Origin of the sequence: Microbacterium murale (genome assembly GCF_014635185.1) — a bacterium.
Classification (GTDB): Bacteria; Actinomycetota; Actinomycetes; order Actinomycetales; family Microbacteriaceae; genus Microbacterium; species Microbacterium murale.
Map to the genome: position 1 here is coordinate 102,494 of NZ_BMCM01000005.1, position 21,362 is coordinate 123,855.

A 21,362-nucleotide genomic window follows, 5' to 3' on the forward strand; every position below is an offset into this window, starting at 1 on the left:
GTTCAGAACCGTGAATTCTGGTCATTTCGTAACCGACATCGGTCCGCCACCGCTCGCTTAGCATGGGTACGTGGTGAAGGCGATGACGCTCCGCACGCAGCTCGTGCTGCTGCAGGTCGTCATCGTGCTCGCGATCGTTCTCACGGCTGGACTCGCCGCGATGCTGATGCAGGAGCGACAGATCCGCGAGGCGTCGCAGGAGCGCATGGTCGCGGTGGCGCAGTCCGTCGCCCAACTGCCGACGATCGTCGAGGCCTACCGGTCGCCCGACCCGGCCGCGGTGATCCAGCCGATCGCCGAGCTGATCCGCGATTCGTCGAACGTGGCGTACGTCGTGGTGACCGACGACGAGGGCATCCGCTACTCGCATCCGAACCCGGATCGCATCGGCGAGCCCGTCTCGACCGACCCGAGCGTCGCGCTGTCCGGCGAGACGTACGTCGGCACCCAGACCGGCACCCTCGGCGAATCGTGGCGTGTGAAGGTTCCGGTGTTCGACGCCGACAGGATCGTGATCGGTCAGGTCTCCGTCGGAATTCTGGAATCCGACATCCGCGCAGACTTCCTCGGCGACATCACCGGGTTCCTCCTCGCGCTCGGCGTCGCCACGGTGATCGGAGTGATCGCGGCGACCGGAGTCGCCCGGATGGTGCGCCGCCGCATCTACGGACTCGAACCTGAAGACATCCGTGGTCTGCTCGAGACGAGAGAGGCCACGCTGCACGGCATCCGCGAGGGCATGCTCGCCCTCGACGAGCACGGAGTGGTCTCCCTGTGCAATGACGCTGCCGCCCGGCTGCTGGGGCTCTCCGGCCCCGCAGAGGCCATCGGCCGTCCGGCGCCGGAGCTGCTGGACGGACTGGCCGCCCTGATCGCCGAGACCGAGGTCGAAGACGATGCCGCCCCGCAGCGCCTCGTGCTGTCCGGAGAGCGCGTGCTGGTCGCGAGAGCCGCCCCCGTGCGCGTGCAGGACAGGCGCGTCGGCACCGTGGTGACCCTGATGGACCGGACAGAGCTCGATCGTGCGCTGCGGGAGCTCGCCGGCGCGCAGAGCCTCGCGGAGGGTCTGCGCGCGCAGCAGCATGAGTTCTCGAACACGCTGCACACGATCAGCGGCCTGATCGAGCTGGGTGAGTTCGAAGCCGCCCGCCGCGTGGTCGATCGTGCCGGCGACGGCGGCGCGCTGAGCCGCCTGGATGCGCCGGACGGCGTGCAGGACATCGAGCTGGCCGCGATCCTGCTGGCCAAGCGCGCACGGGCGCGCGAACTGGGCGTGGCGCTCTCGATCTCGGACGACAGTCACCTCCCCGCCCGGCCCGGCGACGGCGATCTGGGTACGGTGGTTGGCAATCTTCTGGACAATGCTCTGGATGCCGCGGGTCGCGGCGGTCACGTCGTCATCTCGATCGCGCAGACCGAGGACGGCGGCATCCGCATCTGCGTCGAGGACGACGGGCCGGGCGTGCCGATGGAACGGCGCGGCGACGTGTTCCGCCTCGGTTACTCGACCAAGAGCGATGACCGACAGCGCGGGTACGGGCTGACGCTGGTGGCTCGTGTCGTCGAGCGTCTCGGCGGTTCGATCGAGCTCTCCCCCGCCGACAACGGCGGTGCGCGCTTCACCGTGCGGATCCAGGCGGCTGCGCTCATGGAGGCACGGGCATGAGCCGGTTGCGCACGCTCATCGTCGAAGACGACTTCGCCGTGGCGCACGTCACTCGGGGCTTCGTGGAACGGCATCCGCACTTCGAGGTCGTCGGCGTCGCGCCGACCGGAGCGGATGCCCTGCGTGCACTCGACGAGCTCGAACCGGACGTCATGCTTCTGGACGTGTATCTGCCCGACATGTCGGGCATCACCGTACTTCGGCGCGCCCGCGCCGCAGGTGCGCACGTCGAGGTCGTCGCCGTCACGGCAGCGCGCGATCTTGAGACGGTGCGCCGCGCCCGCGCCCACGGTGTGCATCACTACGTCGTGAAGCCCTTTCCCATGCGGACGCTGCACGAGCGGCTGGACGACGTGTGGCGCGTGCTCGCACGTGATGCCGAGTACACCGACACCGGGGAACTCGATCAGGCGAGCGTCGATGCACTCATGCGACGCGATGCGATCGCCATGGCGGGTCAGCGCAAGGGCGTCTCGCCCGTCACCCTCCAGCGCGTCGTTCAGGCGATGCAGGAGGGGCAAGAGCAGCTGTCCGCCAGTGAGCTCGCCGAGGTGCTCGGGATGTCACGGGTCAGCGCACGACGTTATCTCGAACGCCTGGTCGAGTCCGGGCTCGCCGTGAGTTCTCCGACGTACGGCGGGGTGGGCAGGCCGGAACTGCGGTATGCGCTTCGCGGGTGACCGCGCGTCTCAACTGCCCGGCCGCACCGAGAGGTCGACGATCTGCGCATCACGCGGCAGATCGAGAGCGGTCAGGATCGTGGTCGCCACTGAGTCAGGATCGATGAAGAGCTCGGGGTCGTAGTCGCGGCCCTCCTGCTGATGCACGCGTGCCTGCATCGGCGTCGACGTGCGACCGGGGAAGATCGACGTCACCCGCACGCCGCTGTCCGCCTCTTCTGCACGCAACGCGTCAGCGAGCGCCTTGAGTCCGTGCTTCGAGGCGGCGTAGGCAGACCAGTTCGCGTGAGCGCGCAGTCCGGCACCGGAGTTGACGAACACCACCTGACCGCGCGAGACACGCAGCACGGGAAGGAGCAGTCGCGTCAATTCGGCGGGTGCGACCAGGTTGACGGCCAGTTGCCGTTCCCACAGCGTCGGTGAGAGGTCTGCGACGCCGCCCAGGTCGACGACGCCCGCGACATGCACGAGCGAATCGATGCGCTCAGGGAGGTTCTGCTTCGACAGCGCCCATGACAGACGACCGGGCTGGGCGAGATCGCCGACCAGAGTCGATGCGCCGGGGAACTGCGCCGCGATCTCACGCGCACGCCCGGCATCCCTGGCGAAGAGCACGAGCTCGTCGCCGCGATCCAGCAGCCGGCGGGCGAGAGCCGCACCGATGCCGGATCCGGCGCCGGTGATCAGATGCACGCTCATGTCAGTTGCACGGGCAGGTCGCGACGGCCGTCATTTCAGACGCTGTCGGTCGTGGCGGTCTCGGCGACGTCGATCGGGACGACTGGGCAGTCCTTCCAGAGCCGCTCCAGGCCGTAGTAGACCCGCTCTTCACCGTGGAAGACGTGCACGATCAGGTCGCCGAAGTCCAGCAGCACCCAACGTGCCTCCTGACGGCCTTCGCGACGGACGCGCTTGTGACCGGCTTCCAGGAGCGTGTCCTCGATCTCATCGGCGATCGCGGCGACGTTGCGCTCGCTGTTGCCGGTGACGATGAGGAATATGTCCACGAGCGGCAGCGGCTCCGACACGTTCAACGCGACGAGATCCTCTCCGCCCTTGGAGATGGCGGCTGCCGCAGCGAGCTGCAGCATTTCTTCGGCATTTTCAGGTGATTGCATCAGAATATATTCGTTGTGAATGCGACGATCAGCGCCACGGCGAGGGCGAGCGCAAGGCCGCCCGCCGTGATCGCCAGCGTCAGCATGAGTTTGTTGCCCTTTTCAGGCGCCGGTGGTCGGATGACCTCGCCGGCAGGTTTGATCGTGCTGATCGCGGAGCTTGCCGCGATCGGTGTGGGAGACGACGACGGAGGCAGTTCTCCGTCGATGAGGACGGCATCCGTCTCCTTGCCGTCAGCAGCTCCGTGGGCATGCCCCTGCGAGCCGATCCCTCGCGGAAGCTCGTAGCTGCCCGTGACGAGAATCTCGCCAGTGGACGCGACAGGCCCCGAAAGCGAGCCCCCACCCGGTGAAGGGTTGAAGATCAGTGTGTTCGGAGCAAGGTGCTGCGATCCGCCGGAATCTGCGGTGATCAACTCGTCGAACGACGGTGCGAACGACGGCACTTCACTCTTGTCTGCAAGCAGACCGTTGCCGAAGGTCGGGCTGACGACGTGGTTCTCGCCCGTCTCGACCGGCTCGGCGACGGGCAGCTCGTCGGCCTCCGGTTCTTCGTCTGTCTCAGCTGCTTCGCCGGCAGCATCGACGCCCAACGCGCTGAGCGGATCGGCGTCGTGCTCCTCGATGGACGATTCGTCCGCCGCGGCGGCGGCCGGCTCATCGGCATCGAGCGATACTTCACCGGTGGAGTCCACTGCGACAGCCGCGCTCACAGGCGCGATGCCGACGGCCACTCCATCGAGATCTTCGTCATCATCGTCGCCGGCATCGCTGGCGGCTGGCTGCTCTCGCGGCTGCTCTTCGGCGGCGGCTGCCTTCGCGGAGTCGGCGGGCTTCGCGAAGGAGGGCACGCCGGAGACGAGTTCGTCAGCGGCGGCATCATCAGTTGCCGCGTCCGCCTCGGGCTCCTCGGCGGGGACCACGGGAACGGATGCTGTACGGATGCGCTCCTTCTCGCGCGCCTGACGACGCGTGAGCGGTGTGCCCTCAGAGGCGGCGTCGGCCAGGGGCGTCGGCGGGATTGCGATCGGTTCAGCGGGGCGGGGCACCGGAACCGCCGGTGCGGGCTGCGCTTCGGCAGCGGCGGCAGCCGCCTCTTCTTCACTGATCACCGGTGTGGTGCCGGTGAGACGAATCTCCCGCAGCTGTTTGCGGGTCAGCGGCGAGTTCCCCTGCTGATCCGATGTACTCATGCCTTGCTCCGATACAGATGATGCTTCGCTATGTACTGAACGACTCCGTCGGGGACGAGATACCAGACCGGCTGATCATCGCCCACACGCTCTCGACAAGCTGTCGATGAGATCGACAGGGCCGGAACCTCCAGTTGGCTGACGTTCTCGCTCGGCAGTCCATCTGTGCTCAATACATGTCCTGGACGGGATACCGCGACGAAGTGGGCCAACTCCCACAACTCATCATGGTCCCTCCAACTGAGAATTTGCGCTACGGCATCCGCTCCGGTGATGAAGAAGAGCTCGGCATCAGGGCGGTCCTGCTTCAGATCACGCAGGGTGTCGATCGTGTAGGTGGGCCCCTCGCGGTTGATGTCGACCCTGCTCACAGTGAACTGCGGGTTCGAGGCCGTGGCGATCACGGTCATCAGATACCGGTGCTCGCTGGGCGTGACGTTCGATTTCTGCCACGGGTGACCGGTCGGAACGAAGACAACCTCATCGAGGTCGAAGGAGTGCGCGACCTCGCTCGCCGCGACCAGGTGCCCGTGGTGAATCGGGTCGAACGTTCCGCCCATCACTCCGATTCGCGGGGCGCGCGTGGTCGTGGTCTCCATACGCCCTAGTGGCCGTGCCCTGCCCCGTGGCCGTCCTTGCCGTGCTTCTCAGCCCAGGCTTCTGCCTTGGCGGAGTGACGGTTCGCGACGTTGCGATAGGAGAACGTCACGAGACCGAGCAGCGCGAACAGCCCCGCTGCGATGACGCCGAAGATGAGCGTGTCCATCGCCACGTTCCCGTGGTGCTCCGTTTCGGCCGCAGCCATCGCAATCTGTGCGACGAGGTTCATCCTGACTCCGTTTCGTGACCGGTTGCGAGAAGACGCTCGTCCATCCTATCGCTCAGGCGCGTGTCTGACCTGACCCACGCGCCAGCCACTTCGTGCTCGTCAGCTCGGCGAGTCCCATCGGTCCGCGGGTGTGCAGTTTCTGCGTCGAGATCCCCACTTCCGCGCCGAATCCGAACTCACCGCCGTCGGTGAACCTGGTCGATGCGTTCGCCATGACCACCGCGGAGTCCACCTCGGCGAGGAAGCGCTCGGCGTTGCGGGTGTCGGTGGTCACGATCGACTCGGTGTGACCGGTGCTGTACCGGCGGATATGCGCGAGCGCGTCATCCAGGGTGTCGACGACCTTCATCGCGATGTCGAGGCTGAGGTACTCGGTCGCCCAGTCCTCCTCGGTGGCGGGGATCACGCCTGCGACCATGCCGGCGACCATGTCGTCGCCGTGGATCGCGACGCCTTCGCTCTGGAGCGCGCTGGCGATCATGGGCACGAGACGAGGGGCCGCCTGTCGCAGCACCAGCACCGTCTCCACGGCATTGCAGACGCTGGGCCGCTGCACCTTGGCGTTCACGACGATCTCACGCGCCCAGTCGTCGGGCGCGGACTCGTCGAGGACGATGTGCACATTCCCTGCGCCGGTCTCGATCACGGGCACTATCGATTCCGTGACGACGGTCTCGATCAGTGATGCGCTTCCGCGCGGCACGAGCACATCGACGAATCCGCGGCCACGCATGAGCGCCTTCGCACCGTCACGGCCGAAGTCGTCGACGGTCTGGATCGCTTCCGGTGTGACACCTGCACCTTCGAGCGCATCGCGCATGACGCGCACCAGCACGGTGTTGGATTCGCGGGCGGCGCTGCCTCCGCGCAGCACGCTGGCATTGCCCGAACGCAGCGCGAGGGCAGCGATGTCGACGGTCACGTTGGGCCGAGCCTCGTAGATCACCCCGACCACTCCGAAGGGAACACGCACCTGCTCGAGCGTCACGCCGTTCGGCATCCGGTGTCCGCCGACGACCTGGCCGACGGGGTCGGCGAGTCCGGCGACATCGCGCACGGCAGAGGCGAGGGCGGCGACGCGCTTCTCGTCGAGGCGCAGCCGATCGATCAGACCTTCGCCGATGCCGCTCTCGCGACCGCGCTCGATGTCGAGGGCGTTCGCCGCGATGATCACAGCGGCGTTCGCCTCGAGCGCCTGTGCGATGGCCTCCAGTGCGTGCGCCTTGTCGTGGCTCGTCAGCCGCGCAGTGGCACGGGAGGCTTCCTTGGCCCGCGCGAGACGATCCTGCGGGGTCTCAGCCGTCTCGGTCGCGGCAGGCGCGTGCACCGACGCATGCGCGTCGGTCGGAGCAGCGGTCTCGGAGGCAGCGTCGATCATCCGGTCATTCTATCGAGCGCGTTCCGCACAGGCACGCCGGATGACGCGTCAGCGTGCGGTCGCCTGTGCGGGCTCGAACCACGTGCCGATGTCGCGGCCGGTCAACGCGTCGGCGACGAGATCGGCGCTCGTGACGAGGACGCCGATTCCGGATGCCGCGGCGAGCCGCGCCGCTGACACCTTGGTCGCCGCCCCCCCGGTTCCGACGCTGTTCACGACCGTCGCTCCGAATTCGAGGCCGGAGAGGTCCTGATCCGCCGCGATCAGCTCGATCGGCTCGGCATCCGGTTCGGTCGGCGGCTTCGTGTAGAGCGCCTCGATGTCGCTGAGAAGCACCAGTGCATCGGCTTGGATGAGCTGCGCCACGAGAGCTGCGAGGCGGTCGTTGTCGCCGAAGCGGATCTCCTGCGTGGCGACGGTGTCGTTCTCGTTCACGATCGGGAGGATCCGCAGTCCGAGCAGTCGCTCCATCGCCCGACGGGCGTTGCTGCGCGACATCGAGTTCTCGAGATCGCCCGTGGTGAGCAGCACCTGACCGGCGACGACCTTGAACGGTCGCAGCGCCTCCTGGTAGCGATAGACGAGGATGTTCTGCCCCACCGCGGCGGCAGCCTGCTGCGTCGCGAGGTCGGTGGGCCTGGCATCCAGATCCAGGAACGGGATGCCGGTGGCGATGGCGCCCGATGAGACCAGGACCACCTCGCATCCGCGCGCGTGCGCCGCCGCCAGCGCGTGCACGATCATCGGGATGCGCCACGAGGACTCACCGCTGATCGACGAGGAGCCGACCTTCACGACGATGCGCTCGGCTGTCGCCAGCTCCGCACGCGTACGTGCGGTCATGCGTCTTCCCCGTCGTAGTCCTCCTCGACCGTGACGCGACGCTTCAGGTCCTGCTCGGCGCGGATCGCAGCTTTCTCGTCCATCCGCTCGTAGTACTTCTCGCGACGCTCGCTCGTGGTGCGACGGGAGTTCGGCGCAAGACGCGGGTCGGTGCCCCGAGGTGCGGTCATGAGTTCCGCGGCCGATGCCATCGCCGGCTCCCAGTCGAACACCAGGCCCTCGCCCTCGCCGATGACGACGGTGGCTCCCGGTGCCGCACCGAGACGGAACAGCTCGGTCTCGACCCCGAGACGCTCGAGGCGATCGGCGAGGTAGCCGACAGCCTCTTCGTTCTGAAAATCGGTCTGCTGCACCCAGCGCACCGGCTTCTCTCCGAGGATGCGGTAGTACGTGCCGTACGAACCGCCCTCGACACGGATGGTGAACGGCTTCTCCGACCCCCTGGGACGGATGACGACACGTTCCGCCGGAACCGCGACAGCGGCTTCAGCACGGTGCTTCTCGACGATCTCGCCGAGTGCGAAGGTCAGCGGGCGCAGACCTTCGTGAGACACGGTCGAGATGTCGAACACGCGGAAACCGCGCGCCTCGAGCTCGGGACGCACGAGGTCGGCGAGATCGCGCGCCTCAGGAACGTCGATCTTGTTCAGAGCGACGAGCTGCGGGCGCTCCAGAAGAGGCGTCTGCCCTTCTGGCACCTCATAGGCGGCGAGCTCGCCGAGAATGACGTCGAGATCGGAGATCGGGTCGCGGCCCGGTTCAAGCGTCGCGCAGTCGAGGACGTGCAGAAGTGCGGAGCATCGCTCGACGTGGCGGAGGAATTCGAGTCCGAGACCGCGTCCTTCACTCGCACCCTCGATGAGCCCGGGAACGTCGGCGACGGTGTAGCGCGACTCGCCGGCCTGCACCACGCCGAGGTTCGGATGCAGGGTGGTGAACGGGTAGTCCGCTATCTTCGGACGGGCCGCAGACACCGCGGCGATCAGGCTCGACTTGCCCGCCGACGGGTAACCGACGAGTGCGACATCCGCGACGGTCTTGAGTTCGAGGGTGACCTCTCCCTCAAAACCGGGGGTGCCGAGCAACGCGAACCCCGGCGCCTTGCGCTTCGTCGTCGCCAGCGCCGCGTTGCCGAGACCGCCACGTCCGCCCTGAGCGACGACGATGCGATCGCCGGAGGCCAGGAGGTCTGCGAGCACTTCGCCGTCGGTGTTCTTCACCACGGTGCCTACAGGCACGAGAAGTTCGAGCGACTCGCCATCGAAGCCGGAGCGATGATCGCCCATGCCGAAGCCGCCGTTGGCGGACTTGCGGTGCGGTGAGTGGTGATACGACAGCAGCGTGCCGGTCTGGGAATCGGCCACGAGCACGATGTCGCCGCCGTTGCCGCCATTACCGCCGTCGGGACCACCGAGCGGCTTGAACTTCTCGCGGTGAACGGAGACACAGCCGTTGCCGCCCTTGCCGGCGCGCAATTGCAGCGTCACCGTGTCGACGAACGTGACCATGTCTGGAACAACCCCTTAGATACGCGGACGGGGCGAGCCGAAGCCCGCCCCGAACCGGATGTGTGCTGTGCTGCGATTACTCGGCAGCAGCGGCGACGATGTTGACGACCTTGCGGCCGCCCTTCGCGCCGAATGCGACCGCGCCCGCTTCAAGAGCGAACAGCGTGTCGTCACCGCCACGGCCGACGTTGACGCCGGGGTGGAAGTGGGTGCCGCGCTGACGGACGATGATCTCGCCTGCGCTGACCTGCTGGCCGCCGAAGCGCTTCACGCCAAGTCGCTGGGCGTTGGAGTCACGACCGTTGCGGGTGGAGCTTGCGCCCTTTTTATGTGCCATGTCCTGAGCCTCTTCTGTGCTTACTTGATGCCGGTGATCTTGACGCGCGTGAGGTCCTGACGGTGGCCCTGGCGCTTCTTGTAGCCGGTCTTGTTCTTGAACTTCTGGATGATGATCTTCGGGCCGCGGAGGTTGCCGATGACCTCAGCGGTCACCTTGACCTTGGCGAGCTTGTCGGCGTCGGTGGTCACCGTGGCGCCGTCGACGAGGAGCACTGCTGCCAGCTCGATCTTCTCGCCCTGAGCCGCCTTGACACGGTCGAGCTGAACGATCGTGCCGACCTCGACCTTCTCCTGCCGTCCACCGGCGCGCACTACTGCGTAAACCACTTCATACCTGTTTCGTTGGGGAGCTCACGGCTCCGTAAATCTCACGGGAAGACTGTGCCTGCGTTCGTCGCAAGTCCGACGGGTGCGAGCACAAGGCTGTACCGCGCCGACCCGTGGGGACGACTCAGCTCACGCACCAAAGGACAACTTTACCGGATAGATGGCTGAGTCGCAAAGCGAGCCGCCCCGTGTGTTCGGCGCCGTAGGATCGCGGAGTGACCGTTCTGATCGATGACCCCATCTGGCCGGCGCACGGACGGCTCTGGGCACACCTGGTCAGCGAGGACAGCCTCGACGAACTGCACGCGTTCGCGCTGTCGAACGGCGTTCCGGCGCGGGCCTTCGACCTCGATCACTACGACGTCCCTGCCGACGCACTCCCCCGGCTCATCGCCTCCGGCGCTGTCCACGTCGGTGGCAAGGAGCTCACGAGAAGGCTGATCGCCTCAGGACTCCGTATCCCCGCCCGCGACCGACGTCGCTGACGAGTTCACAGAAACCGGGGTTCCGGTGAGCGCCGCCGTGCTCACACGCCGACGGCCTCGTCCCTGCCCGGGCGCCTTCGGCTCGGGAAGAGCGTCCAGCACAGAGTCGAGAAGCTGTTCGGCCTGAGTCTTCGGTGCTGACTTGACTCGATCCGACGAACGCTTCTTGCGAGGCTTCTTCGGCCGTTCGGATGCCACCGGCTGCTCGGCATCGGCGGTCACACGGGTCTCGGCGACGGCATCTGCTTCCGGCTCCGCGCTCGGCGCGCGCGTCGAGGCGGCGATCTGTGCGAGCGCGGACTTGGCGCCTTCAGGGATGCTGTGCGTCGCAGTGCTGGAAGGCTGAGCGCTCTGACTCTGCTGGCCGTTCCCGCCACGCTGACGACGGTTGTTCGAGGAGCCGCCGTTGGTGGAGCTCGTACGGTGCTTGCTCACGGGATCGTGGTGCACGACGACACCACGACCTGCGCAGACCTCACAGGGCTCGCTGAAGGTCTCCAGCAGACCGAGGCCGAGCTTCTTGCGCGTCATCTGCACGAGGCCCAGCGAGGTGACCTCGGCGACCTGGTGCTTCGTGCGGTCGCGGCTCAGGCATTCGATCAGACGGCGCAGCACGAGATCGCGGTTGGACTCGAGAACCATGTCGATGAAGTCGACGACGATGATGCCGCCGATGTCGCGCAGTCGCAGCTGGCGGACGATCTCCTCCGCTGCCTCGAGGTTGTTCTTGGTGACCGTCTCCTCGAGGTTTCCGCCGGATCCCACGAACTTGCCGGTGTTGACGTCGACGACCGTCATCGCCTCGGTGCGGTCGATCACGAGGGAACCGCCGGAGGGCAGCCACACCTTGCGGTCCAGCGCCTTCTCGATCTGCTCCGTGATGCGGAACGCATCGAACGGATCGCTCTCGTCCTCGTACGGCTCGACGCGCTCGAGGAGGTCGGGGGCGACGCTCTCCAGGTATGCGCGGATGGTCTGCTGAGCATCCTCGCCCTGGATCAGCATCTTCGTGAAGTCCTCGTTGAAGACGTCACGGACGATCTTGACGAGAAGATCGGGCTCGGCGTGCAGCAGCGACGGGGCCGACTGGTTCTCGACCTGCTTGCGGATGTGCTCCCACTGAGTTGTGAGCCGCTGCACGTCGCGGGTCAGCTGATCCTCGGTCGCGCCCTCCGCGGCGGTGCGCACGATGACACCGGAGGACTCCGGCAGCACCTCCTTGAGGATGCGCTTGAGGCGAGCCCGCTCGTTGTCGGGAAGCTTGCGCGAGATGCCGTTCATCGACCCGTTGGGCACGTACACGAGGTAACGGCCGGGGAGGGAGATCTGGCTGGTGAGACGAGCGCCCTTGTGGCCCACCGGGTCCTTCGTGACCTGCACGAGGACACGGTCGCCCGGCTTCAGCGCCAGCTCGATGCGACGAGGCTGGTTGCCGGTCTCGACGCCGTCCCAGTCGACCTCGCCGGAGTAGAGCACGGCGTTGCGACCGCGACCGATGTCGACGAAGGCCGCTTCCATGCTCGGGAGCACGTTCTGCACGCGACCGAGGTAGACGTTGCCGATCAGCGACGCGTCCTGGTTGCGGGCGACATAGTGCTCGACGAGCACGCCGTCCTCCAGGACGCCGATCTGGGTGCGCGAGTTCTTCGAGCGCACGACCATCTTGCGGTCGACCGATTCACGACGCGCGAGGAACTCGGCCTCGGTCACTACAGGGCGACGGCGTCCGGCATCCCGGCCGTCGCGACGACGCTGCTTCTTGGCCTCGAGGCGGGTCGAGCCCTTGATGGCCTTCGGCTCGGTGATGTACTCGACGGCGCGCTGGCGCTGGCGCGGCTCTTCGCGCTGCTCGTCCGCATCGCTGCCGCCGCCGCGGCGACGACGGCCACGACGGGCCGACGGCGATTCATCCTCATCGTTGTCGCGGAGATCGCGATCGCGACCGCCGCGGGAGTCATTGCGCGAATCGCTGTCGCGGCGGCCGGGCAGTGCCGGCAGCGGAACGATCTCGGGGGCGTAGAAGCGCAGCTGGGTCGAGACCTGCGAGACGAACACCTCGGGGATGAGTCCGAGCGCTACCGCGGTGACCGGTTCCGGCTTCGTCGGTGCGGCCGGTGCTTCCTCAGCGACCGGCTCGGCCACGTCAGCGACTGGCTCGACCGCCTCAGCGACCGGCTCGGCCACGTCAGCAACCGGCTCGGCTGCGTCAGAGACGGGCTCGACCGCGTCAGAGACGGGCTCGACCGAGTCGGTCTCGACGACCTGATCCGGTGCGGGTACGTTCTCCTCCGGTGTTACCGGAGCCTCCGTGTCCGCGTCGAGGGTAGGGGCGTTGTTGTCATTGTTCTCATCGGCCATCTCTGGCTAACTCCCTGCGCGGGGCAACAGGTGCTCCGCGAAATCTCATGCGGCACCCGCGGGTGCCGCGAACTCACTCGGTTTGCGACCGGCTCATGGCTCTGATCGCGAGGGGCATTGGACCCCGAAGTCTGCGTCGATGCGTTTTCCCGGCGGCGCCGTTCGATGCATCAGATGTCATTATCGCACCTTGTGGGCCAGTTCGCGGCATCCGACGCATCCGCGCCGTCGCCGCGACACGGTTCGCGCCACTCGAGTGCGCCGGGATCCATAGGATCCGCTGAGATAATCACACACATGAGCGAGCAGCGCACCCGCCCCGTCGGCTTCGGAATCTGGTTGATCGTCGCCAGCGTGATCGGCTGGTGGGCGGCCTTCCAGCTCACGGTCGAGAAGTTCGCACTGCTCGAGAACCCGCAGGATGCGCTGGCCTGCGATCTCAGCCCGTTCATCCAGTGCAGCACCAACCTGCAGTCATGGCAGGGATCCGTCTTCGGTTTCCCGAACCCGCTGATCGGCCTCACCGGATGGATGGCGCCGCTCGTCGTCGGCGTGGCTGTTCTCGCCGGCGCGCGCTTCCCCCGATGGTTCTGGGCCGTCTTCGGCGCCGGCATCACCTTCGCGTTCGGACTCGTCTGCTGGCTGATCGCGCAGAGCCTCTACGATCTCTTCGTGCTGTGCCCCTGGTGCATGGTCACGTGGGCCGTGACGATCCCCACCTTCTTCGCGACGGTCGTGCATCTGTTCCGCAACGGAACCTTCAGCGGTTCCGAGAAGGTGCGCGCGAGCGCCGGACGACTGATGCCATGGGTACCGCTCGCGACGATCCTCGCCTTCGCGCTCATCATTCTGCTGGCACAGCTGCAGGGCCTCGATTTCCTCGGCGAGATGGCGAAGATCCTGTTCTGATGCGAGTCGAATCCGAACACGACGAAGCCCGCCGGCTGCTGCGCAGGAACCGGCGGGCTTCGTGGTGTTCAGCTCAGGCGAACCAGATTCCGAGCTCGCGCGCGGCCGACTCGGGGCTGTCCGATCCGTGCACGAGGTTCTGCTGCACGGCGAGTCCCCAATCGCGGCCGAAGTCGCCGCGGATCGTGCCGGGGGCCGCACTGGTCGGGTCTGTGGTGCCGGCGAGCGAGCGGAACCCCTCGATCACGCGGTTGCCGGTGAGGCGGATCGCCACGGACGGGCCGGACATCATGAACTCGAGCAACGGCTCGTAGAAGGGCTTGCCCTCGTGCTCTGCGTAGTGCTCGGCGAGCACGTCACGGTCGGGCTCGACCAGGCGGATGTCGACGAGCGCGTAGCCCTTCGCCTCGATGCGCGCGAGGATCGTGCCGGTGAGACCGCGGGCGACGCCGTCGGGCTTGACGAGGACGAGTGTTTCTTCGGTGGCCATGTCAATCGCTCTCTGTGTGAGTGTCGGTGGTTTCTTCAGTGAGTCGGCTCTGGTCGACAGGACGTCGTGCGTCCAGACGGGCCCCCATGATCGTCGCATACGCCCACATGCCACCGAAAACCAGCACGACGAGCAGGATGGCAGGCACGAAGAACGCCGACAGCGCGACGAGCACCTGCAGCACCCACCCCGCTGTGATCGCCCACGGCTTCGTGATCATTCCGGCGACAGCCACCATGGCGAGCGCCACGACGACGCCTGCGACGATCGCCCACCACTGCGGCAGCCCCCAGGGCAGCGAGTTCAGGCCGAAGATCGTGAGGCCCACGAGCAGCACGACGATCGCCTCGAAACCGAGGACGATCGGGGCGAGTTTCTGCACGAGGGTTCGCGGAGCGCGGACCCGGCGCGGCGCGGATGCGGCGTCGCTCATGCGCGCCACCCCGACTTCCAGTCCTCTTCATCCGCAAGCGCGATCGCCTCTCCCGCCAGCACGATGGATCCGGCGATCACGACGGCCCGGCGATCCGATGACGCGGCCCATTCGCGTGCCGCATCTGCGGCGTCGGAGAGCGATGGATGCACCGTGGCGCGGTGCCCCGCGGCTTCGACGAGATCCGCGATGGTGTCTGCGTCGCTCGCGCGCTCCGTCCCCGGCGCGGTCGCGAACACGTGGGAGGCTGCGGGTGCGAGCTCGGCGATGATGCCGGCCGCGTCCTTGTCGGCGAGAATTCCGAGCACAAGACCCCACTCGTCGAAGTCGAAGCTGTCGTCGAGCGACTGTGCGAGTGCCTTGGCGCCGTGCGGGTTGTGAGCGGCGTCGACGACTACGGTCGGCGCGATGCCGAGCAGCTGGAGCCGCCCTGGAGAGGTTGTCCCCTGCAGGCCGTCGGTGATGATGTCGCCGGCGATGTGCTGGCTGCCGGCGCCGATCAACGACTCCACGGCAGCCACCGCGAGAGCCGCGTTGTGCCCCTGGTGTGCGCCGTACAGCGGCAGGTATTCCTCGACGTAGGCGCCGGCGAGGCCACGGATGGTCAGCAGCTGACCGCCGACCGCAAGCTTCTGCTCGGTGAGTCCGAACTCATCGCCCTCGAACGCGATGGTCGCGTTCTTCTCTGCGGCGACGCGGCGCAGCACCTGGGAGGCCTCTTCGGGCTGCTGGGCGGACACCACTGCGGCACCCTCCTTGATGATGCCGGCCTTGACCTCGGCGATCGCCGCGATCGTGTCGCCCAGTCGATCGGCGTGGTCGATCGCGATCGGCGTGAACACCGCGACGTCGCCATCTGCGGTGTTCGTGGAATCCCACGAGCCACCCATGCCGACTTCGAGCACGAGCACATCGACCGGAGCATCCGACGCCGCGACGAACGCCAGCACGGTGAGCAGCTCGAAGAACGTCAGCGGAGCATCGCCGGTCTTCTCGAACTCGGCATCGACGATCGCAGCGAAGGGCTCGATCTCGTCCCAGGCGTCGGCGATCGCGCCGTCGTCGATGGGCTCGCCGTCGATCATGATCCGCTCGGTGAAGCGCTCGAGGTGCGGGCTCGTGAACAGGCCGGTACGCAGGCCGTGGGCCCGCAGCAGGCTCTCGATCATGCGGGCCGTCGACGTCTTGCCGTTGGTGCCGGTGATATGCACGACACGGTAGGTGCGCTGCGGGTCGTCCAGGAGTTCGAGGATGCGCGCCGTGCGCTCCTTGCGGGGCTGCACCCAGCGCTCCCCCGCCCTGCTCAGCAGTGCGTCGTAGACGGCGTCTGCGCGTTTGCGGTCGTCGCTCATGCTGAGGCCTCGCTCTCCTGGTAGTCGTGTCGTGCGATGCTCACACGGATGCTGCCGACGTTGGCGTAAGTGCCCGGCTCGACCGTGGTCTCATGCTCGAAGCCGCCCTCCTGATACCCCCAGGAACCGCCGCCGAGTTCCAGCACGACCTCGTCCTTCGCGCCGAGCGAGTAGGAGACCGCGAGGGTCTCTTCCGCGACTCTGGCCACCGCGAATGCTCTCTTGACCGCGAACAGATCCTTCGAGTCGCTGAACCACAGCTGGAGCCGGATCCGGTCGCTGACGTCGAACCCGGCGGCCTTGCGGCTGTCCTGCACGGCGCGGATCACGTCCCGCGCAAGGCCCTCTGCCGCCAACTCCCCGGTGACCGCGGTGTCGAGCAGCACGAAGCCGCCGCTCGGCACGATCGCAAGAGCCTCGCCCTCCGGCCGGCCCGTCGTCTCGAGCGCGAGCTCGTACTCGGCGGGCTCGAGCGCGATCCCATCGACGATGACGGTGCCGTCCTTGTCCTCCCAGAGCCCTGCCCTTGCGCCCGCGATCACATGCTGCACCTGCTTGCCCAGGCGCGGGCCCGCCGCACGAGCGTTCACGCTCAGGCGATGGCTGATGCCGTACTCGGCTGCCGCGGTGTCCGTGAGCTGCACGAGCTCGACCGACTTCACGTTGAGCTCGTCTCGGAGGATGTCCTCGAACTGGCCCAGCGTGTTCGCCAGCGGCGAGACGACGGTGAAGCGCGACAGCGGCAGACGCACGCGCAGCTTCTCCTTCTTGCGCAGGGCGTTGCCGACGCTGGAGAGCTCGCGCACGGCATCCATCGCGTTTCGGATGTCATCCGCTGCGGGGAATGCGTCAGCATCCGGCCAATCGGTCAGGTGCACGCTGCGTCCGCCGGTGAGTCCCTGCCAGACGCGCTCGCTGACGAGTGGCACGAGGGGTGCCGCGACGCGCGTCAGCGTCTCGAGCACCGTGTAGAGCGTGTCGAACGCCTCACGGCTCTTCGGGTCGTCCGTGACGCCCGTCCAGAAGCGATCGCGCGAACGACGGATGTACCAGTTCGTCAGAACCTCGGCGAAGTCGCGAAGACGAGCGGATGCCGTGGTCGAGTCGAGCCCTTCGAGATCGGCCCGGACCTCTCGGACGAGGTCGCCCAGGCGCGCCAGGATGTACCGGTCGAGCACGTCGGTGGAGTCGGTGCGCCATGCGGCTTCATAGCCGCCGTCGGAAGCGTTCGCGTACGTCGAGAAGAAGTACCACGAGCTCCACAGCGGCAGCAGGAATTCGCGCACGCCGGCGCGGATGCCCTCTTCCGTGACGGCGAGGTTGCCGCCGCGCAGCACCGAACTCGACATGAGGAACCAGCGCATCGCGTCGGAGCCGTCGCGGTCGAGCACCTCGGACACATCGGGGTAGTTGCGCAGGGACTTCGACATCTTGAGTCCGTCATTGCCGAGCACGATGCCGTGGCAGCTGACGCCGGTGAACGCCGGGCGGTCGAACAGTGCGGTCGACAGCACGTGCATCAGGTAGAACCAGCCGCGGGTCTGCCCGATGTACTCGACGATGAAGTCCGCCGGCGAGTGCGAGTCGAACCACTCCTGGTTCTCGAACGGGTAGTGCACCTGCGCGTACGGCATGGATCCGGAGTCGAACCAGACGTCGAAGACGTCCTCGATGCGGCGCATGGTCGACTTCCCGGTCGGGTCGTCGGGGTTCGGGCGGGTCAGGTCGTCGATGTACGGCCGGTGCAGGTCGACCTCGCCCTCGGGGTTGCGCGGCAGCGTGCCGAAGTCGCGCTCCAGGTCTGCCAGCGACCCGTAGGAGTCCACGCGCGGGTGCTCCGGGTCATCGCTCTTCCAGATCGGGATGGGCGAGCCCCAGTAGCGATTGCGGCTGATCGACCAGTCGCGCGCGCCCTCGAGCCACTTGCCGAACTGGCCGTGCTTGACGTTCTCGGGCACCCAGGTGATCTGCTCGTTGTTGGCGAGCATCTTGTCCTTGATGTCCGTCACGCGGACGAACCAACTCGACACGGCCTTGTAGATCAGGGGGTTCCTGCAGCGCCAGCAGTGCGGATAGGAGTGCTCGTAGCTGGCCTCGCGGACGAGTCGTCCGGCGTCCTTGAGCACCCGGATGAGTGGACGGTTGGCGTCCATCCACAGCTCTCCGGCGACGTCCGTGACGTTCGGGAGGAAGCGTCCTCCGTCGTCAAGCGAGATGATCGTCGGGATACCGGCCGCACCGGCCACGCGCTGGTCGTCCTCGCCGTAGGCGGGAGCCTGGTGGACGATGCCGGTGCCGTCGGTGGTGGTGACGTAGTCATCGGCGAGGATGCGCCAGGCGTTCTCGGTGCCGTAGGTCTCGGCATCCGCGTAGTAGTCGAACAGGTGGTCGTACGTGACGTCCTGCAGTTGTTCGCCCTTGACCGTCGCGTCGACGGCCGCGACGGCATCCGCTGCGGACTCGTAGCCGAGATCCTTGGCGTATCCGGCGAGCAGATCGCGTGCGAGCAGGTAACGGTGGGCGGATGCCTCGACCGGCTCATCCGCATTGTGCACATCGGCAGCGCCATTCGGCCCCGCCGGGAGCACCACGTACTCGATGTCGGGCCCCACGGCGAGCGCGAGGTTCGTCGGAAGGGTCCACGGGGTCGTCGTCCACGCGAGCGCGCGCACGCCCGTGAGGCCGAGCGACTCGGCCTTGACGCCGGTGAGCGGGAATGTGACGGTCACGGACGGATCCTGACGCATCTTGTACACGTCGTCGTCCATGCGCAGCTCGTGCGCGCTGAGCGGCGTCTCGTCACGCCAGCAGTACGGCAGCACGCGATAGCCCTCGTAGGCGAGACCCTTGTCGTAGAGGGTGTTGAACGCCCAGAGCACACTCTCCATGTAGTTCGTGTCGAGGGTCTTGTAGCCGCGCTCGAAGTCGACCCAGCGCGCCTGGCGGGTGACGTAGTCCTGCCACTGGTCGGTGTATGCCAGCACCGACTCGCGCGCTTTGGCGTTGAAGACGTCGATGCCCATGGCTTCGATCTCGCTCTTCTCGGTGATGCCGAGCTGCTTCATGGCTTCGAGCTCTGCGGGCAGGCCGTGGGTGTCCCAGCCGAAGACGCGATCGACCTTCTTGCCGATCATGGTCTGGAAGCGCGGGAAGAGATCCTTGGCGTATCCCGTGAGCAGGTGGCCGTAGTGCGGCAGTCCGTTGGCGAACGGCGGGCCGTCGTAGAACACCCACTCCTCTGCACCCTCGCGCTGCGCGATGGACGCGCGGAACGTGTCGTCCTGTTTCCAGAAGTCGAGCACCTCGCGCTCGATCTGGGGAAACTTCGGGCTGGGTGCGACGTCGGCGGCGGGGCCGAAGGCGGAGGTTCGTGGGTAGGTCATGTGTGCTCGCAGTGCTCGTGGCGGATGTGCGAGGACGATCCTCACGGACCGCGGTACCACCTCACGTGCTGCGCCTCACGGCACTGCCACTCTCACTGCGGCGATGACGGGCCTGCCCCGCTCGGTTCTAGTGGGCCTCGCGGCTGTTCTTCCGAGAGCTCCCCGGTGATGGCCGGATCAAAGCGTGTGCTGTCTATTGTACGCGGCCGTGCGCGGCGTGGTGCGCGGCGTGTGGTGCGTGCACTTCGTTCGGAGAAAGCACGTTCTTCGGAGCCATTCACGGTCCCGGCTCCGAAGAAGCTGCACTTCTCCGGAGTTCATGCTCAGCCTTCATGCCGCGAGGTGCAGGCCCTGCGCCACCGTTCGCATGATCAGATCCTGCACAGCGGGCCAATCGTGCATCAGCTGCTGATAGCTGACCCGAATCACGTGATAGCCCATGAGGCGGAGTTCGGCGTCGTGGCGGATGTCCTCACTTCGCTGGGCACCGACATGATGCTTGCCATCGATCTGCAGCACGAGGCGCTCACCGATGAGCACGTCGACCCTGTGCCCCGCTATCCACGTCTGGATCAGCAGTCTGAGATTCAACCACCTCAAGCGTTCTCGTACGTAGGTCTCGCTACCTGCATCCGCGAATGGGTTGGCCCGGTCGAGCAGATCGCGTGCCGCATCCTTCCACGGATACTCGGCGAGGCCAGGAATCGTCACCAGACCCCTGTTGAGTGCTGACTCCCATGTCGCCAGCGCCTGTTCAAACGGTTCGCAGCCCGCCACGAGCGCGAGCACGTTCTCGATCGGGTCGACCAGGGCATCAGGCTGCCGCGGCAGCAACGGTATCGACCAGTGAACGTGTGCGCGTTCCGTCTTACCGCCGGCGCTATGCGGATCCGCACCGACATGAAACTTCTCCGGCATCTCGTGGACCCACAGCCCGAGCCGGGCAGCCTGCGAGATGCAGGTGACGACGACGCCTGCACGAGCCGCGGCGACCAGCACCGGGTCCGCGTCCTTCGTCGCCACCCACCCTCGGCGAACCCGCACGAGCTGTCCCGACGCCACGGCGCGTTCCAGAGCCGTACGACTCACTCCTTGTGTCTTCAGACGCTGCGTGCGCACGACGCCGCCCAGCTCGACGACGAGCTCGACGGGGTCCGAGACGGCTGGGTACAGCATCCCGCGATTCTGCTCCAAAGCCGTACGAGCGCCGGCTGCGATTCCAGGAGCAGTGGACAGATCTCATGATTCGACGGATGTGAAGAACGAGTGAGGTAGGCGCCTCGCTCGGAGAAATGCACGTTCTTCGGAGCCACCCGAGACTTGATCTCCGAAGAAGCTGCACTTCTCCGAAGAACGTGCGTAGCGGGGGAAGCTGTGGTGCTCCGCAGTGTCCTGCCCAGGACATACGCTCAAGGAGTGGCCCGCTCCTCTGATTCCCCCGTTGCTCCCCGCGTCTCCGATCCCGACATCCCGCCCCACCTCGCAGATGCCGCCGCCGCACGCAGCGCAGACCTGCTGGCCGCGCGGCTCGACCTCTCCGGCACAGTCGACCTCGCCTACGCATCACTCGAGCAGTGCGTGATCGCCGCTGACGCCGACGGAGTGGACCTGGTCGGCTCCACGATCCTCGATGTCGAGATGACGGGCATCCGCGTCGCCTCCCTCAGCCTGCGAAACGCCGGCATCCGCCGACTGCGCATCACCGGCGGACGCATCGGCACGCTCGATCTCAGCGGCGCCCGCATCGACGAGCTCGAACTGCGCGATCTGCGGATCGACTACCTGAACCTCGGCGGGGCGAAGGGCACCGACCTGCTGTTCACCGGATGCACGATCCGCACCCTCGATATGCCGCAGGCCGAACTCAATCGGGTGCGCTTCGACGACTGCCGCAGCGATGAGGTCGATCCGCGCGGCCTTCGGGCGACCGACGTCGATCTGCGCGGACTCGACGCGGTCGGGTTCGTCGACACGAACGGCCTTCGCGGCACCACGCTCACGACTTTCCAGGTGCAGCAGCTCGCAGCGACCTTAGCCGCGGGCGTCGGTATCCAAGTCAAGGACTGAGACC

The 21,362-nt window shown here is 66.9% G+C and carries 21 protein-coding genes; 5 read left to right on the forward strand and 16 right to left on the reverse strand.

Translation table 11 applies throughout. The annotated features are described in order from the left end of the window. Nucleotides 1-70: 70 nt before the first annotated feature. Together IEV67_RS14835 and IEV67_RS14840 are read left to right on the forward strand one after the other, a co-directional pair. Nucleotides 71-1,666, forward strand: a complete 1,596-nt coding sequence (locus tag IEV67_RS14835) for an ATP-binding protein (RefSeq protein ID WP_229703170.1) — start codon at nt 71-73, stop codon at nt 1,664-1,666. Then, nucleotides 1,663-2,346 carry a response regulator gene (locus tag IEV67_RS14840; protein WP_188437353.1) on the forward strand — a complete coding sequence of 228 codons (684 nt, stop codon included), beginning with the start codon at nt 1,663-1,665 and terminating at the stop codon, nt 2,344-2,346. Before IEV67_RS14835 ends, IEV67_RS14840 begins: the two co-directional genes overlap by 4 nt. Nucleotides 2,347-2,355: 9 nt before the next feature. Here the strand turns inward: IEV67_RS14840 and IEV67_RS14845 are convergent, their stop codons facing one another. The 10 genes from IEV67_RS14845 to rplU all read right to left on the reverse strand — a co-directional run bounded on the left by IEV67_RS14845 (nt 2,356) and on the right by rplU (nt 9,881). Continuing rightward, entirely contained in the window at nt 2,356-3,045 is a 690-nt protein-coding gene (locus IEV67_RS14845; RefSeq protein ID WP_188437354.1) for an SDR family oxidoreductase, read from the reverse strand. 35 nt (nt 3,046-3,080) lie between these two features. Then, nucleotides 3,081-3,464 carry a ribosome silencing factor gene (gene rsfS, locus IEV67_RS14850; protein WP_188437355.1) on the reverse strand — a complete coding sequence of 128 codons (384 nt, stop codon included), beginning with the start codon at nt 3,462-3,464 and terminating at the stop codon, nt 3,081-3,083. Next, nucleotides 3,464-4,657 (reverse strand): hypothetical protein, encoded by a 1,194-nt coding sequence (locus tag IEV67_RS14855; RefSeq protein ID WP_188437356.1) that lies wholly within the window; start codon nt 4,655-4,657, stop codon nt 3,464-3,466. Before IEV67_RS14855 ends, rsfS begins: the two co-directional genes overlap by 1 nt. After that, the gene (gene nadD / locus IEV67_RS14860; RefSeq protein ID WP_033107567.1) at nt 4,654-5,256 is read right to left on the reverse strand and encodes a nicotinate-nucleotide adenylyltransferase; all 603 of its coding nucleotides are present in this window, start codon (nt 5,254-5,256) and stop codon (nt 4,654-4,656) included. The genes IEV67_RS14855 and nadD overlap by 4 nt, the downstream gene beginning before the upstream one ends. A gap of 5 nt (nt 5,257-5,261) precedes the next feature. After that, nucleotides 5,262-5,486 carry a hypothetical protein gene (locus IEV67_RS14865; RefSeq protein WP_188437357.1) on the reverse strand — a complete coding sequence of 75 codons (225 nt, stop codon included), beginning with the start codon at nt 5,484-5,486 and terminating at the stop codon, nt 5,262-5,264. 52 nt (nt 5,487-5,538) lie between these two features. Next, nucleotides 5,539-6,864, reverse strand: coding sequence for a glutamate-5-semialdehyde dehydrogenase (locus IEV67_RS14870; RefSeq protein ID WP_188437358.1), 1,326 nt, complete (start codon nt 6,862-6,864; stop codon nt 5,539-5,541). Between the two features lie 48 nt (nt 6,865-6,912). Beyond that, a complete protein-coding gene (gene proB, locus IEV67_RS14875) occupies nt 6,913-7,707 on the reverse strand; it encodes a glutamate 5-kinase (protein WP_188437359.1) in 795 nt (264 codons plus the stop codon). After that, nucleotides 7,704-9,215 carry a GTPase ObgE gene (gene obgE, locus IEV67_RS14880; protein WP_188437360.1) on the reverse strand — a complete coding sequence of 504 codons (1,512 nt, stop codon included), beginning with the start codon at nt 9,213-9,215 and terminating at the stop codon, nt 7,704-7,706. Before obgE ends, proB begins: the two co-directional genes overlap by 4 nt. A gap of 76 nt (nt 9,216-9,291) precedes the next feature. Further along, nucleotides 9,292-9,552, reverse strand: coding sequence for a 50S ribosomal protein L27 (rpmA, locus tag IEV67_RS14885; RefSeq protein ID WP_033107563.1), 261 nt, complete (start codon nt 9,550-9,552; stop codon nt 9,292-9,294). A gap of 20 nt (nt 9,553-9,572) precedes the next feature. Next, the gene (gene rplU, locus IEV67_RS14890) at nt 9,573-9,881 is read right to left on the reverse strand and encodes a 50S ribosomal protein L21 (protein ID WP_033107562.1); all 309 of its coding nucleotides are present in this window, start codon (nt 9,879-9,881) and stop codon (nt 9,573-9,575) included. 215 nt (nt 9,882-10,096) lie between these two features. Here rplU and IEV67_RS14895 point away from each other — a divergent pair, with 215 nt between their 5' ends. Further along, nucleotides 10,097-10,366 carry a DUF4031 domain-containing protein gene (locus IEV67_RS14895; protein WP_188437361.1) on the forward strand — a complete coding sequence of 90 codons (270 nt, stop codon included), beginning with the start codon at nt 10,097-10,099 and terminating at the stop codon, nt 10,364-10,366. On the opposite strand, the gene IEV67_RS14900 is transcribed toward IEV67_RS14895, so the two are convergent. Further along, nucleotides 10,328-12,724 (reverse strand): Rne/Rng family ribonuclease, encoded by a 2,397-nt coding sequence (locus IEV67_RS14900; RefSeq protein ID WP_188437362.1) that lies wholly within the window; start codon nt 12,722-12,724, stop codon nt 10,328-10,330. The two genes, IEV67_RS14895 and IEV67_RS14900, sit on opposite strands and share 39 nt — an antisense overlap. A gap of 297 nt (nt 12,725-13,021) precedes the next feature. Between IEV67_RS14900 and IEV67_RS14905 the strand changes: the two genes are divergently transcribed. Then, nucleotides 13,022-13,633: a vitamin K epoxide reductase family protein gene (locus IEV67_RS14905; RefSeq protein WP_188437363.1), complete on the forward strand. Its 612-nt coding sequence runs from the start codon at nt 13,022-13,024 to the stop codon at nt 13,631-13,633. Nucleotides 13,634-13,706: 73 nt separating this feature from the next. Here IEV67_RS14905 and ndk read toward each other — a convergent pair whose 3' ends face one another. The 5 genes from ndk to IEV67_RS14930 form a co-directional block, all read right to left on the reverse strand. Continuing rightward, nucleotides 13,707-14,123 (reverse strand): nucleoside-diphosphate kinase, encoded by a 417-nt coding sequence (gene ndk / locus IEV67_RS14910; protein ID WP_188437364.1) that lies wholly within the window; start codon nt 14,121-14,123, stop codon nt 13,707-13,709. Between the two features lies 1 nt (nt 14,124). After that, nucleotides 14,125-14,556 (reverse strand): DUF4233 domain-containing protein, encoded by a 432-nt coding sequence (locus IEV67_RS14915; RefSeq protein ID WP_229703171.1) that lies wholly within the window; start codon nt 14,554-14,556, stop codon nt 14,125-14,127. Then, nucleotides 14,553-15,908: a bifunctional folylpolyglutamate synthase/dihydrofolate synthase gene (locus IEV67_RS14920; RefSeq protein WP_188437366.1), complete on the reverse strand. Its 1,356-nt coding sequence runs from the start codon at nt 15,906-15,908 to the stop codon at nt 14,553-14,555. Before IEV67_RS14920 ends, IEV67_RS14915 begins: the two co-directional genes overlap by 4 nt. After that, nucleotides 15,905-19,291, reverse strand: a complete 3,387-nt coding sequence (ileS, locus tag IEV67_RS14925; RefSeq protein ID WP_188437367.1) for an isoleucine--tRNA ligase — start codon at nt 19,289-19,291, stop codon at nt 15,905-15,907. Before ileS ends, IEV67_RS14920 begins: the two co-directional genes overlap by 4 nt. 330 nt (nt 19,292-19,621) lie before the next feature. Next, nucleotides 19,622-20,467: a type IV toxin-antitoxin system AbiEi family antitoxin domain-containing protein gene (locus IEV67_RS14930; protein ID WP_188437368.1), complete on the reverse strand. Its 846-nt coding sequence runs from the start codon at nt 20,465-20,467 to the stop codon at nt 19,622-19,624. 240 nt (nt 20,468-20,707) lie between these two features. Here IEV67_RS14930 and IEV67_RS14935 point away from each other — a divergent pair, with 240 nt between their 5' ends. Further along, complete coding sequence (locus IEV67_RS14935) at nt 20,708-21,358, forward strand: pentapeptide repeat-containing protein (protein ID WP_188437369.1); 651 nt, start codon at nt 20,708-20,710, stop codon at nt 21,356-21,358. The last annotated feature ends 4 nt before the right edge of the window (nt 21,359-21,362 follow it).

What these genes read in the sequence shown, in the direction of transcription:
- rpmA (WP_033107563.1), bottom strand. Translation starts at nt 9,552, where the DNA reads ATGGCACATAAAAAGGGCGCAAGCTCCACCCGCAACGGTCGTGACTCC.
- rsfS (WP_188437355.1), bottom strand. Translation starts at nt 3,464, where the DNA reads ATGCAATCACCTGAAAATGCCGAAGAAATGCTGCAGCTCGCTGCGGCA.
- nadD (WP_033107567.1), bottom strand. Translation starts at nt 5,256, where the DNA reads ATGGAGACCACGACCACGCGCGCCCCGCGAATCGGAGTGATGGGCGGA.
- IEV67_RS14845 (WP_188437354.1), bottom strand. Translation starts at nt 3,045, where the DNA reads ATGAGCGTGCATCTGATCACCGGCGCCGGATCCGGCATCGGTGCGGCT.
- IEV67_RS14920 (WP_188437366.1), bottom strand. Translation starts at nt 15,908, where the DNA reads ATGAGCGACGACCGCAAACGCGCAGACGCCGTCTACGACGCACTGCTG.
- IEV67_RS14865 (WP_188437357.1), bottom strand. Translation starts at nt 5,486, where the DNA reads ATGAACCTCGTCGCACAGATTGCGATGGCTGCGGCCGAAACGGAGCAC.
- IEV67_RS14870 (WP_188437358.1), bottom strand. Translation starts at nt 6,864, where the DNA reads ATGATCGACGCTGCCTCCGAGACCGCTGCTCCGACCGACGCGCATGCG.
- obgE (WP_188437360.1), bottom strand. Translation starts at nt 9,215, where the DNA reads ATGGTCACGTTCGTCGACACGGTGACGCTGCAATTGCGCGCCGGCAAG.
- IEV67_RS14855 (WP_188437356.1), bottom strand. Translation starts at nt 4,657, where the DNA reads ATGAGTACATCGGATCAGCAGGGGAACTCGCCGCTGACCCGCAAACAG.
- ndk (WP_188437364.1), bottom strand. Translation starts at nt 14,123, where the DNA reads ATGGCCACCGAAGAAACACTCGTCCTCGTCAAGCCCGACGGCGTCGCC.
- IEV67_RS14840 (WP_188437353.1), top strand. Translation starts at nt 1,663, where the DNA reads ATGAGCCGGTTGCGCACGCTCATCGTCGAAGACGACTTCGCCGTGGCG.
- proB (WP_188437359.1), bottom strand. Translation starts at nt 7,707, where the DNA reads ATGACCGCACGTACGCGTGCGGAGCTGGCGACAGCCGAGCGCATCGTC.
- IEV67_RS14915 (WP_229703171.1), bottom strand. Translation starts at nt 14,556, where the DNA reads ATGAGCGACGCCGCATCCGCGCCGCGCCGGGTCCGCGCTCCGCGAACC.
- IEV67_RS14905 (WP_188437363.1), top strand. Translation starts at nt 13,022, where the DNA reads ATGAGCGAGCAGCGCACCCGCCCCGTCGGCTTCGGAATCTGGTTGATC.
- IEV67_RS14900 (WP_188437362.1), bottom strand. Translation starts at nt 12,724, where the DNA reads ATGGCCGATGAGAACAATGACAACAACGCCCCTACCCTCGACGCGGAC.
- ileS (WP_188437367.1), bottom strand. Translation starts at nt 19,291, where the DNA reads ATGACCTACCCACGAACCTCCGCCTTCGGCCCCGCCGCCGACGTCGCA.
- IEV67_RS14930 (WP_188437368.1), bottom strand. Translation starts at nt 20,467, where the DNA reads ATGCTGTACCCAGCCGTCTCGGACCCCGTCGAGCTCGTCGTCGAGCTG.